This is a genomic window from Stieleria marina, assembly GCA_007741555.1.
In the GTDB taxonomy this organism is placed as follows: Bacteria; Planctomycetota; Planctomycetia; order Pirellulales; family Pirellulaceae; genus K23-9.
Genome location: CP036526.1, coordinates 7,353,480 through 7,365,726, shown reverse-complemented (window position 1 = coordinate 7,365,726; position 12,247 = coordinate 7,353,480). Strand labels below are relative to the sequence as shown.

Sequence of the window (12,247 nt, the reverse complement as noted above, 5' to 3'; positions counted from 1 at the left end):
CCTATCGCCCAACTTTCAGCGACGCTTGCTCTGGTGACTCTTCGTCTTCCATTTCGAATTCAATCGGCGGAAGCGGGTCTTCAAAGTTTGCCCAGAACCCAGGGCCCTGGACAAATTCCAGATCTGTCACAAGGCAACGATCCAGGATTTCGGTCATGCGAGACTCGTTCATGCCCTGGCCAATAAACACCAGTTCCTGGTGTCGATCACCGTGCGGTCCCGTTAGTTTTGATTCGATCTCTGCGATCGATTCCGCGTCTTGAGGCCACTCGTCATCAGGCGCAGCGGCCCACCAGAAACCCGCAGGCTCCATTCGGATCGAACAACCAGCTTGTGACCAGTCGTAGGCCCATTCGTTCCGCGAAGCAATCCACATCAGTCCTTTGCTACGGAGCACGCCCGAAAGGAGGCCGCCCTCTTCCATGTCATCGTCAAGGACTTGCATGATTCGCTGCGGATGAAACGGCCGGTCGCGACGATAAACAAAGTGACCGATACCAAACTCCTCCGTCTCGGTTTCCTCTTCGCCGCGCGGTACCGCCATCCAGCCAGGAGACGACTCTGCTTCACAGAGTTGGAACCGACCCGTCCCCACGACTTCCTCCAATGGCACGCGACTTTCACGGGCGTGCAAGACATTGGCGTTTGGATTCAATCGCCGAATGATTTGCTCTAGTTGCTGCAAATCGTAGGGCGAAACCAGATCCGTCTTGTTAATGATGATGACGTTGGCAAACTCGATTTGATCGACCAGCAAGTCCACAACGTTACGTTCGTCTTCGTCGTTGATGCCGAGACGCCGATCCGTCAGGTCATCCCACGAGCCGAAGTCTTTCATGAAGTTTCCAGCATCGACGACGGTGACCATCGTATCCAAATCGGCCAACAGCGACAGGCTGTTCCCATCCTCATCCTCGAAAGAAAACGTTTCTGCAACAGGTAACGGTTCGCTAATTCCGGTCGACTCGATCAACAGATAGTCGAATCTTCCTTCACGAGCCAGCCTCGCGACTTCAACGAGCAGATCCTCTCGCAGCGTGCAGCAGATACAACCGTTCGACATTTCGACAAGCTGTTCTTCGGTGCGCGATAAATCCGCATCTCCGTCACGGACCAGAGCCGCGTCGATATTGACCTCGCTCATGTCATTAACGATGACGGCAACTCGCAATCCGCTCCGATTGGCAAGGATATGGTTCAGAAGGGTTGTTTTGCCAGCACCAAGGAATCCGCTAAGTACCGTGACCGGCAAGCGAGATCGCATCGATGGCGTCTCTTTGGTTTGCATGAATTTATCTTTATAGGGTGGGGGAAACGTGGCGAGTACCGGGGAGCGGTTGTGGGGCCGTTTGCTCTGGATCACAGGTGTTCGTTTCCATTTCGTGTGCCGCGATCGATATGCATAAACAATACACATGCATAAGCATTGCAGAAAGGGGTGCGGTGTTGGTTTTTGTCAACTGCTCTTGGAGACCACCTCGCCCCCCACGATTCTGTTCGCGTTGCTGGTGCAATAGCGATCTAACGTGAATGGTGCAAATCGTTGCATCCTGTTTCGCATTCCTAGTGTCACCGAGCAACTTGGATCACTTCAAAGCCAACCCCTGGAGACGGGCAAAGCAAGCGATTCAATCAGTTGGATTGCTAGCCACGCCTGCACGTGGCGACGTCGCTGTTGCTTCGGAAATCGGAATCCCTGTCTTTCCCACACTGAAGTAACCGCTCGTCGGTCGAATCATCGATTGGACTGACGAGCGGTGTTTCGCAACCTTGATCGCGTGGTCGCGGCCGAGCAAAACGACGATTCGCCTCCCCGCTATAGATGCGCAGCTTGCGGCAATCTGCGTGTATGGAGGAGATCGAGCTGAACAAGAGAAGCAGTTCGGTCAGCAAGCGATTTGGGCAATTCACGGAAGTCATGTTTTGCGGACACCTGCTGCCACTTTCTTGGCGTGAGGCAGAACTGTACCGGCCCAGCGACTAATTCCGTGGTAGTGGCACTGTTGCTCCAATAGATTGCAACGGTTGTCTCTTCGGTGGGACGGATTTCAGATCAAATCCGACCCATGCACTTGTCCCCACCGGTCGGCTTGAATCACGAAACGCCGTAAAGCGTTGGTGTTGATGGAGATCAACGCACGAAAAAAGCCGCCGATCGCATTTGATCGGCGGCTCTTGTTTTAGGAAGTGGAGGATAACGGACTTGAACCGATGACCTACGCGCTGCCAGCGCGTCGCTCTCCCAACTGAGCTAATCCCCCGGGTGATTCTCTTTTGACTACTCGCTGACCAATGGTGCCGCAGGTTGCCTGAGGCAAAAAAGTAGCAGGTAGGGCCTGATTTCGTCAAGTGGCGAAAAAGATGGCGTGTTCCGCCCCCTAACTCACTTGCTAGGTGACTAAGCCCTTCGTGACCGTCATAAAGACATCTTCGAGCGTTGGATCGCGGTCGTTGAAGGATTTCATTCGGACGCCTTCGTTGATCAAATGCTCCATTAATTCGGCCAACCCTTCGTCATCTGTCTCCAGTTCTGCTACGACTCGTGTGGGTTCGATTTCCAGGCTCCGTAAATGCGGGCTGCTGCGTAGGATCGATAGCCCGGCTTCGTCGCCGGAGGTGAACTGGATTTCGACGATGCGATTTCGCCGAATTTGGCTGTACACGCTGTCGATGGGGCCGTGCATCAAAAGCTGGCCGCGTTCGATAATGCCGATCGACGTACAGCAATCCGCCAGCTCGGTCAGAATGTGGCTGCTGATCAGGATCGTTTTGCCCATCTTGCGAAGCTCTTTTAGCAACGCTTTGACTTCGACACGGGCTCTGGGATCCAGACCCGACGCTGGTTCATCCAAGATCAGGACCGGTGGGTCGTGGACCAAGGTCTTGGCAAGGCACAGCCGCTGTTTCATACCTCGCGAAAGTCCGTTGACGAAATCGTCGCGTTTGTGGGTCAGATCCAACAGCTCCAAGACGTTGTCAATGATCTGTTTTCGCTCCGTGCGTCCAATGCGATAGGCGACGGCAAAGAAGTCCAAAAACTCCCACACTCGCATGCCGTCGTAAACGCCAAAGTTGTCGGGCATGTAACCAACGTTTTGCCGAACGCCGACTGGGTCGCCCATCACATCGCAACCGGCCACGACACCGCTGCCGCGACTGGCGCGCAGCAGCGTTGCTAGAAAACGAATGGTGGTACTTTTGCCAGCGCCGTTGGGACCGATGAACCCAAAGGTCTCGCCTGCGTCGATTTGCAAATCGATGCTGTCCACGGCCGTGAATTCGCCATAGTCTTTTCCAAAGCCCGTTAGTGTGATCACGCAGTAGGTCTCCTAAGCTTGGTCGTTTACTCGTCGTCGTTGGTCGACGGTTGTCCGGTCTGAACGCGACGAAAATCCGACAACAGATTCACATCAGGCTGGGGGATCGGCAGTGGCGCGTGTTCTAAATGCGCTAGCACGATCGTCTGAGCAGCGGTTTGATTGGCGGCGGGGGTGATGGTCAGGTCCGACATCGTGTTGTCGATGCGAGCCACCAGACGCGATGAGCCTGGCGGCATGATGACAGGTGACGCCAGCCGCTTGATCAAGCGCGCGGCTTGCATGGGTAGCTCATCGGATACCGAAACCTCGCTGCTCGAGTCAAATTTCAGGGCCGCACTCGACTGCGCAGGCACCATTCCGACCGATGCGATCTGAAGCTCCCCGGTCGGTGATTTGGTCAAGACAAAGGCATCGTAGAGTTCTTGCTTGGTGCCATTGAGCAGTTCGTTTTGATTGCGAGTTATCGCGCCGCCGAGGTCGATCATCTGTTCGCAGTGGACCAGACGGATGCGATTGCTTCCGACCGAAATGCCACTCAGCGTCGGGCCTTCTCCAAAGGATGTTTTAAACGTACAGCCTTCGATCGAATCATCCGACGACCGGCTGTCGATCATTGGCATCGCGGCGGCATCGTATGTTTTGAAGTCGAAATCGTAGGTGCTTGAAAGTGAGTTGTAGATGGCGATCACTCGTGACAGGTGCCCCCGCTGGTACTCGGGCTGTAATTCCAGGATCGCGAGTTCGGTCTGGCTGCGTGCGAACCCGATGTCCAATCTGGCTGCCCGGGCAACCCAAATCGCGCCGCCGATTGCGATGAAGGGAACCGCCAGCCAAGCGTATTCCAGTTTGCCTATGAGTCGAAAGAAAAGGTAGTTGATCGGGACCAGCAGCAGCAAGTAATAGCCCAACGACCGGACAACCAAGGACGAGTCGGGGATTTCGATGCCGGATTCTTCTCGCAGGATTTCTTGACACAGCGAAACCGCATCGCTGTCGTCAGTCCACGCGCCAATGCCGGTGACGGGACTGCTGAACGTATACGGATCCATCGCGTGAGTTTGTTTGACAGCCAGTGATTTGCCGTCCTTTGAGACCGCCAAAACAGCATCGCGCGCGGTGAGGCGAAAGTGGGTATTAAACGCCGCATCGCTGGCCGTTGTGCCGTAGTCAGCGTACAGCTGCGAAAACATCGATTCGGCGTCGGGGTCGCGAGATTCGATCATCTCTCGACGCGGCCGCATCAGCAAAACCGAATTGACAAAGCTGTTGTACGAATCCCAGTCCTGGAGCCAGTCGCCGGTGACATCGAATCGGGGCTGCACGACACGGCCAAGCCCGATGCGTCGCTGAACGATCAAGTTGCCCGAATTGGGAACCGCTTCGGCGCCGTCGACCAGTTTTCCATCGACGGCAATGCGACCGGTTTGGCTGCGAATCGATTCGATTTTTGCTTTGGTGGTACGATCCGTTTTGACTTGCCAGTTGGTCAGCATTTCCACGGCTGCGTCGGGATCCAGTTCGATGTTGCTGGTGGGAATCAGCGGTAGTAGGTCGCCGATCTGAGTTTTTGAAATCGCATCGCTGGCGTCGGCACCGTTGACGATCAAGTGTCCGCCGAATCGCACCCAATCCGACAAGGCTGTCATCTGTTGCGGCGTCAGTGATTCTGGACCAAGGTTGTCCCACAGAACGACCGCGGTGCTGCTCAGATCAAGCATCGTCTCCGGGATCGCCAGCACGTTTTCGGTATTGGGCATTACGACCCGATAGTTCGGCTTGGCGGTTTGGAATTCGTATTGGCCGCGAAGTGGTTTGACCCAGTCGGCAACTTGGAAGGCGGCAAAGCGTTCGGGCCGGTTGGTCAAGATCACGAAGAAATACTCTTGGCCGATCATGACGTTAAACGGTTGCCGTCCGGTATCAAACGAGGTCGATCGTCCTGCCGAGACAAACCGACTGCTCAGGTAGAGTTTTCGTTGTTCGATCGAAGACGGTTTGGGTGTTAGTAGCCGGACATCGAATCGACGCTGCTGACCTTTGGGTAACACGATCGGTCGCAGGCTTTGGATTCCGTCTTGCTGATTGGTGATGCCGCCGCCACCTAAATCATCCGATTTGACCACGGATGACTGAGTCAATAATTCGCCGCGCGCGTCGGCTTTGTTGCTCTTGAGTGTTTGAGCTGCCGTCATCCAGTGCCCAGGTTTGATGCCGTTTCCGCCCAAGTTGGAATCGGCTGGATAAGACAAAGCCGGCTTGGATGAAAATTCCTGAAGCGGCTCTTCTTCTTTGTCTTGTTCCGGGGGCGCAACGTCCTGACGACAGCCCTCGCAACCGACCACTAACGGTAAGCAGAGGAGTAGAAGAATGAGGCGGACTCGCAGCATCGGCGATTACTAGATGAGTGGCTTACTGAGTCGGACAAGCGATCGGCGGAGTGCCAGGGCTGATCGACTGACTAGGCGACAGGTGAAGTGACCGTCTGACAGCTAAGCTCTGACAGCCAAGCATTGTACGCCACTTTGACGCAGGGTGGGGGTTGCAGAACGAGCACCTTGCGCAGCGAATCGCTTGCTTGCTGCAAAACGGTTGCCTGAAGAGAATTGTCGGGGGCGACGGTTATTTACCAGCCCATGACCATATTGGATTCGATGGCTTTGCGTGCCTGTTCCAGATCGCTACCCGTTTCCATTCGGTACAAGCGAATCGCGTTGACTTTGTCGCCGGCCGATCGGCTCAGGCAATCGCGGGCGACCGTGCACGGGTTCAGATTCGGGCTGGTCAGTCCCAACGCGCCTTTGCTGATCACCCAGGTATCTCGCGGGCGTTTGGTCAGGCGTGCGATTTGGTCGGTCGGATAAGCATCTGCGACGACTTCGCGTGCAGCGTCTTCGTCCGTGGCCCAAGTAATGATGATGTGCGAATCAGTTTCGATCTCAAACAGAGGCATCGAATCTCTCCTGCGAAGGGCCAGCGGATGGGGCAAATTCTCTGCCGCAACCCAAAATGCGGTTGGCAGAGCGGCGAAGGTTCAACAATGACTTAGCCTGAAGAGGCCGAATCATCGTTCGAGCCTAATCGGGTTTCTATGTCGTTGTCACTCCCCTTACAGATATCCGGTCGCCTACAGAACGGTCAACCGAAGATTTGGGGCGTTTGCGACGGCCGGGACGCTAGCGATTGACGCCAGTGCCTTTGAGACACAAAAAGCCGAATGCGACGGCGCAGGCCGAGACGATACCCCACTGGAGCGAATTCATTTGGTTAAAAACCGTCATCAATTCGTTGAGGATCGAACGGGCGTAGGAGCCGAGTGAGGCGATAAAAAAGGTGATTTGCATGACGAGCCTGACGAGCAGGGAATTGTCGGGATTGGACGCTCAATAAGAGGCGACGGACCTCTATCAGCTGTAGGAAAACCTAGGTCCGCCCAGCCCAAGTGGGAGAATTGTCCTGTCATCGAACCCATAAAATGGGGGAATGCACGTGCCTTTACCCCTCAAGATCGGCGCATTCGCTGCAAACCGCAGGCTAGTCGACCGCATTGCCGGCCAGACAAATACTTTGCTTCCTGATCCACTTGCCAGCTATCAAGCCAGCGATATAATCTGCCCTCACAAGTGACGCTAACGCACAAGTGGCTAATTTTTAGCCAGCACATTTGGCGCGGTAGCTCAATTGGTTAGAGCCCCGGACTGTCGATCCGGAGGTTGCGGGTTCGAGTCCCGTCCGCGTCGCTTTGTTTCACTCAGCAATTTGCTGGGTTGGTGAATTTCGGTTTTCTCTCAGAATTTGTTCTGTCCGAGAAGTTGTCCGAGAACTTTGGTATGATGACACGCGTCGAGCGGTTTGGTGGCAGCCAACCGCGTGACGCAGAACGAACCTTTCTGTCGCCTCTGATGTTTCCCATTCCCTTGGATACAGAAAGAGGTTCGTTATGGCTCATTTCCCGAAGCCGTTCTACAAGAAGGCTCGTGGTCTCTGGTACGTTCAGATTGACCGCAAGCAAATCAATCTTGGCCCTGATCGCGATGAAGCGTTTCGCCAATACCACCAGATGATGAGTCAGCCACGTGCTGAACATGTCTCCCCCGAATCGGTCGTTGCAATCATCGATTCGTTTCTCGATTGGGTTCACAAGAACCGGGCACCGGACACGTTCGAGTGGTACCGCCATCGTTTGCAGCGGTTTGTCACCCAATATCCCGAGATAACGGTTTCCCAACTCCGCCCATTCCACGTCGAACAGTGGGTTGGACAGTACGATTTGGCCGTCACAACCAAGCACAACTATTTCAGGTCGATCAAGACGTGCCTGAAATGGGCGGTGAAGCAAGGTTACATCCAATCAAGTCCGCTCAAAGACATGGAGGTCCCATCGCCTGAGCGGCGGGAAGTCTTCATTCCTCCCGACGAATTTAACGCGATGCTGGTTCACGTCCCCGATGGGCCGGTGCGTGACTTGCTCGTGACGACCTATCACACAGGTTGTCGCCCCCAAGAATCGCTGCGATTGATGGATCGGTACGTTGAGCTTGGCCAAGCTCGTTGGGTATTTCCTCAAAATAAATCAAAGGGGAAACGTGCCCCTCGTGTTGTTTACTTGGACGATCAGGCATTGGCCATCACCAAACGCCTGCTCGCTGAATCCAATGGTGGCGAACTATTCCGCAACACACGTGGCAACCCTTGGACGAAAGACTCGATCAACTGTGCCGTCGATCGAGTCAGAATTCGGATGGGCAAAGCAGCGTTGAAGTCCGCTGGCAAAGAGCCAACCGATGACGAGATCGCAAAACGCATCAAGAGGTTGAAAAAAACGAGGCGGACAAAGGGTGTCGAAAGAGTCAAAACGGCGGCTGAGCTTCGTTGTGAAGCAAAGCAAAAACTTTTTCGCAAGATGGCATACGCTGCCGCCCCTCGCTATTCGCTCTATTCGCTTCGGCATTCTTGGGCAACCAACGCTTTGAAAAGTGGCGTTGACGCACTGACCGTCGCCTTGCTGATGGGACACCGTGATCCCGCGATGCTGGCACGAGTGTATCAGCACCTCTCACATAGTCCTGACCACATGCTGGAACAGGCTATACGAGCTACGGACAACTAGACGCTCAGTGTGGGTCGGCGACGTGAGCGAGAATAAGAACCCCGCCCGGTGGCAGCCGGGCAGGGTTGGGAAGCAACCTTTCGGTCGCCTCTGATGAAGCTAGTCGAGCCGGATGTGCCTCAAGTTGGGGCGGAGCTTGCGGCGAGGGGATGGTGGCTGTGAGGATTCTGAACGACAACTTTCGATGTATTGGTTGATGTCGTGTGGTTGGAAGCGAATGGCTCCACGTCCGTTGCCGATCCGATACACCGGCAGCTTTCCGGATTCGACCAACTGGTAAACCAAGCTGCTCGACACACTGAGCCATTGGGCAACATCTGTGACCGTCAGCATTCGGCTCGGTTCGCTTTCGTCTTCTTTCATTGCAGACCCGTTTAGAAAAGACGCCGCTCAACTTGGTTTCCGTAGACAGTCCACTGTGTTCTGGGCTGCTCTTCCCGACCGTAGAGTTCGAGGTAAGGCCCCGGACTGACCCGCTCGATCAGTTCACGAACAGCGAATGGTTTTCGGCTGTGCTGCGTTCGGCGATGTAGCAGCCAACTTCGGCAGGATTTGTCAGTGAATGGCAAACTACCGCGAACGCCAAGCAAGAGAAATTCGTGTGACACTCGCCAGTAGTTGCCCATGCCGAGCTGTGGTTTTATCCAAACCAAGCACGACTTGAAATTGAATCCCCACGCTTCCATTACATCGAATGCTTCACGAAGAAATGCATTCGTCGTCCATAAGTGCAAGTGAGCATTTTCAGTGACGAGCTGCTCGACGGGTTCCGCGCAAATCTCATCGAGCTGCAAAGTTGTGTAGTGATTGTCAGCGGCACCGCGAGATGCCCTGTTGGAATATGACCAAGGTGGATCTGCATAGACGGTGCTGAACCGATGCTGACTTTCAATCAGTGCGTCGAGATTGCCGACAATGCCTGGGGCAGGGTCAATCATTTGACGCCCTCCGTTTCTGCCATTGAGTCGCTTTCTTGCTCGATCATCCATGTGTGAGCTTCATCGAGCAGGAAGCGAATGAACGGTATGTCATCCTGTCCGAACCGAGTGGACTCGTGCCACAAATCGCCGTTTTTGTAGAGTCGGTGAATTGAGAGCATGTGACGAACTGTGGCACGGGACTTTGCCCTTCGTATGCGGACGACAAGTAGCCCTTGACGGATTTCATGGACGAGCTTGGTTCTCATGATCGGTTTGCTCCTGGTGAATCGGCTGATGCCAAATCAACAAGCATTTGATCAATGAGGTCAGCGACACCTCGGAGTGTGAGTCGCAATTTGAAGTCGATGCATCCGTCGAAGTCCAGTTCAGCGGCGAGCAGACGGGTCAATTTCAACAGTGCAACTATGTCATCAGGGCGTAACCAATGGCTAATGGAAGCTGATTGCGAATCCAGCCGAGTAATGTTGAAGCGATACTCAAAACCGTTGACTTCGTCTTCGGTCTTGAAAAGCGAGGCCGATAAGCTCTCGGCTCCGGCTACGACGTATGGCTTGATTGGTGTGTTTGACATGCTGTTTTTTGCCTTCGAGTAAAAGATGCGTGGAGAGCTATCACTCTCCCCACGCATTGGATTTAGTTCATTCGCTAAGAACGATCACGATTGTGTTCGTCAGCCATACCCATGATCACGGGCTTCCAACCAGACTTTTGTGCCGTAGAGAGCCATTGACAGGCAACTTTCAGGCTTTGCTGGATACATCTGTGGTACTCGTCTTCGTTTCGCATTCCTTTACTCACGCAGTTCACAAAATTGAGACTGAGCGATTCGAGAATTTCGTCGGGGATGACAAAGCGAATCAGGAACTTCAAATAAACTTTCTTAATCATTGTGCTTCTCCAGAAAGAGAGTTTGCTGGTGACAGGGGCGATGCAAACTCTCCGGTTAGGTTGCCCCTCTCTGACAGATGGCTGTCAGAGCGAAGCAACTTGGAAAAGAGCCGGGCTGAAGTAAGTCAGCCCGGCAAAACCGTGGGTAAAACCCATGTCGTTCCTTGAACGACTAAAACCGATGTAGCGACCTAGTACTCTTCCGGCAAAAGAATCGTGGTGCAGGAGCGGTCTGCTTCTGAGATGATCCAAAACTTGGTGTTATCCAAGCTTCGGTACTCCGACAACAGTCGAAAGCCACGCGTTAGCGACTCTTCGTTTGTGTGCCGGTCTTCATCACAGACATCACCCCAGTCACCTTTGGCGTGCCTAAGCAATGCGACCACCAGTTGGTCAGTTGCAATTGAAAGGTGGACACCTTTGGTCATCACGATTCTTCCGAGTGGGAAGCGTTCTAGTTGGTCAACATCCTTCATGGCGTTTTCATCCGTGAAGCCGGTGGGTTGCACCCACCGGCGGATTGATAATCCGTTACTCTTGGTTTGCCTCTCGTTTGGCGATTTCCGCCTGCTTGAGACACCACGAGAACGCCAATTCGGCTGCCTTGGCGACAAACAACAAGTCGTCTCGTCGAAACGACGGAGAGTCCTTGTATTCCTCGCCTTCGCGGTAGGTTCGGGTAATCGTGACGCCAAGCCACGGCCCATTTTTCGATTCGTTCTTCCATATGGAAGCTCGAACGCCGTTACCTACTGCGATTCGCTTAATCGGTGCATTTGCCATGCTTTCTCCTTGTGTGTTACTCACACGTTGTTGGTAAGCCGATGGAGCAGGCCCTCCTGTCTCCACCGACTCGAATTGTTAAAACCGAAGCCTCATTGCTTCGGCTACTGTGTTAGCTCGCTGACGCGAACTCGAACGTCGTTGAAGTCGTCCAATCTGTTCCCGATTCGACTCTTCTCCGGCGTTCTTTTTTTGTTGGGTCTCGATTCCATGTGCGTAGCTCTCGACCAAACGAGTGCAAACGAACTTGGACCGTGATAGACCCACAACCCGGCCACGATGCCGATCAAGGCACAGCGGACCGCGTACACGGGCCAAATCCATACGACCGCAGCAACCCAACGCACTACGGACGGTTTTCCTTGAAGGCGATCCAACAGATGTTTATTCATCTGTACCTCCTTATGACGCCGCTGGCTCATTCCAGACGACGCTTGATTGACGAACACTTGCAGCGTTCGCCAAGCAATCGGACGTGATTACCTACCCGTTGTTTTTTCTGCTCTCGGGCCGAGAGACGTTTTCAAACCCTCGTGGGGATTGTGTGTTCAGTTCAACTCAGAATTGGGTTGCGGAAGGTGCGCAGCAACATTCAACAAATCTGGAATCGCGATGACTTTTAAACGGATTCCGCTCGCATCGAACGGTTGAAGGGCCTCGGTGAGGCGACGCTGTTTCGGAAGAGTTGGAACAATCCACGCCAACTCAAACTCGCCGCGACGGATCAGTTCACGGATACCGGCTTGTTGTTCGCACTTCCCGATGCTGCATCGTGCGCGGTCAACGATGCGACTGATTCTCGATTGCCCGGTGTCGACACAGACATTGCCTAGTCGCTGAGACTGAGCTGTTGCATCAACGTAGTGACCTGCAGGAAGTCCATGCCGGAATAGCTTCGGGAAGTAGTTTTCGAGATCGTTTTTCGTCACCAGCGACCGAGACGCTGAGCTATGACAAAACATCAGGATGCCAAAGGCGCGTGCCAACGATGGATCAGAGAGTGGTTTTGCGTTGGCAGCGGTCCAGTATCGAAGCCCGCTCGCATGATGCCATTCGCTTACTTGACCTGCTCGAACCAGCAGGTCGATTGCGAGCATTGCCCGTTCACGGTCTTTGATCGGCAAACAGCGATCCAATGCGATCGTGTGACGATTAATAAAGTCAATCATGTTTTGTTGATAGGTCATTGGAATTTGCATCGGTTAGGC

Annotated in this window: 14 protein-coding genes and 2 tRNA genes; 3 read left to right on the top strand and 13 right to left on the bottom strand. The window is 53.9% G+C overall.

Features of this window, described 5'->3' with window-relative positions; all coding sequences use genetic code 11:
• Position 1: 1 nt before the first annotated feature.
• The 6 genes from zigA to K239x_RS28970 all read right to left on the bottom strand — a co-directional run bounded on the left by zigA (position 2) and on the right by K239x_RS28970 (position 6,661).
• Entirely contained in the window at positions 2 to 1,288 is a 1,287-nt protein-coding gene (gene zigA / locus K239x_RS26030; protein ID WP_145421212.1) for a zinc metallochaperone GTPase ZigA, read from the bottom strand.
• 900 nt (positions 1,289 to 2,188) lie between these two features.
• Positions 2,189 to 2,261, bottom strand: a tRNA-Ala gene (locus K239x_RS26025).
• A 129-nt stretch (positions 2,262 to 2,390) separates the two neighbouring features.
• Positions 2,391 to 3,317: an ABC transporter ATP-binding protein gene (locus K239x_RS26020; RefSeq protein WP_145421211.1), complete on the bottom strand. Its 927-nt coding sequence runs from the start codon at positions 3,315 to 3,317 to the stop codon at positions 2,391 to 2,393.
• Positions 3,318 to 3,343: 26 nt separating this feature from the next.
• Entirely contained in the window at positions 3,344 to 5,707 is a 2,364-nt protein-coding gene (locus K239x_RS26015) for a hypothetical protein (protein WP_419189409.1), read from the bottom strand.
• Between the two features lie 236 nt (positions 5,708 to 5,943).
• The gene (locus tag K239x_RS26010; protein WP_145421209.1) at positions 5,944 to 6,270 is read right to left on the bottom strand and encodes a DUF6793 family protein; all 327 of its coding nucleotides are present in this window, start codon (positions 6,268 to 6,270) and stop codon (positions 5,944 to 5,946) included.
• Positions 6,271 to 6,493: 223 nt separating this feature from the next.
• A complete protein-coding gene (locus tag K239x_RS28970) occupies positions 6,494 to 6,661 on the bottom strand; it encodes a hypothetical protein (RefSeq protein WP_419189408.1) in 168 nt (55 codons plus the stop codon).
• A 322-nt stretch (positions 6,662 to 6,983) separates the two neighbouring features.
• On the opposite strand from K239x_RS28970, the gene K239x_RS26005 reads away from it, so the two are divergent.
• Both K239x_RS26005 and K239x_RS26000 read left to right on the top strand, forming a co-directional pair.
• Positions 6,984 to 7,057: transfer RNA gene (locus tag K239x_RS26005), tRNA-Asp, on the top strand.
• Between the two features lie 200 nt (positions 7,058 to 7,257).
• On the top strand, positions 7,258 to 8,427 hold the full coding sequence (locus tag K239x_RS26000; RefSeq protein ID WP_145421208.1) for a tyrosine-type recombinase/integrase: 1,170 nt from the start codon (positions 7,258 to 7,260) through the stop codon (positions 8,425 to 8,427).
• A 99-nt stretch (positions 8,428 to 8,526) separates the two neighbouring features.
• Here K239x_RS26000 and K239x_RS25995 read toward each other — a convergent pair whose 3' ends face one another.
• The 6 genes from K239x_RS25995 to K239x_RS25970 form a co-directional block, all read right to left on the bottom strand.
• Positions 8,527 to 8,790, bottom strand: a complete 264-nt coding sequence (locus tag K239x_RS25995) for a helix-turn-helix domain-containing protein (RefSeq protein WP_145421207.1) — start codon at positions 8,788 to 8,790, stop codon at positions 8,527 to 8,529.
• Between the two features lie 11 nt (positions 8,791 to 8,801).
• Positions 8,802 to 9,365, bottom strand: coding sequence for an MT-A70 family methyltransferase (locus K239x_RS25990; protein WP_145421206.1), 564 nt, complete (start codon positions 9,363 to 9,365; stop codon positions 8,802 to 8,804).
• A gap of 244 nt (positions 9,366 to 9,609) precedes the next feature.
• Positions 9,610 to 9,939, bottom strand: a complete 330-nt coding sequence (locus K239x_RS25985; RefSeq protein WP_419189407.1) for a hypothetical protein — start codon at positions 9,937 to 9,939, stop codon at positions 9,610 to 9,612.
• 74 nt (positions 9,940 to 10,013) lie between these two features.
• The gene (locus K239x_RS25980; RefSeq protein ID WP_145421205.1) at positions 10,014 to 10,256 is read right to left on the bottom strand and encodes a hypothetical protein; all 243 of its coding nucleotides are present in this window, start codon (positions 10,254 to 10,256) and stop codon (positions 10,014 to 10,016) included.
• 191 nt (positions 10,257 to 10,447) lie between these two features.
• Positions 10,448 to 10,684: a type I restriction endonuclease subunit M gene (locus K239x_RS25975; protein WP_419189406.1), complete on the bottom strand. Its 237-nt coding sequence runs from the start codon at positions 10,682 to 10,684 to the stop codon at positions 10,448 to 10,450.
• 103 nt (positions 10,685 to 10,787) lie between these two features.
• Positions 10,788 to 11,039 carry a hypothetical protein gene (locus K239x_RS25970; RefSeq protein ID WP_145421203.1) on the bottom strand — a complete coding sequence of 84 codons (252 nt, stop codon included), beginning with the start codon at positions 11,037 to 11,039 and terminating at the stop codon, positions 10,788 to 10,790.
• Positions 11,040 to 11,293: 254 nt separating this feature from the next.
• Between K239x_RS25970 and K239x_RS25965 the strand changes: the two genes are divergently transcribed.
• Complete coding sequence (locus K239x_RS25965) at positions 11,294 to 11,518, top strand: hypothetical protein (RefSeq protein ID WP_145421202.1); 225 nt, start codon at positions 11,294 to 11,296, stop codon at positions 11,516 to 11,518.
• Between the two features lie 69 nt (positions 11,519 to 11,587).
• Here K239x_RS25965 and K239x_RS25960 read toward each other — a convergent pair whose 3' ends face one another.
• Positions 11,588 to 12,226, bottom strand: a complete 639-nt coding sequence (locus K239x_RS25960; RefSeq protein ID WP_145421201.1) for a hypothetical protein — start codon at positions 12,224 to 12,226, stop codon at positions 11,588 to 11,590.
• Between the last annotated feature and the right edge of the window lie 21 nt (positions 12,227 to 12,247).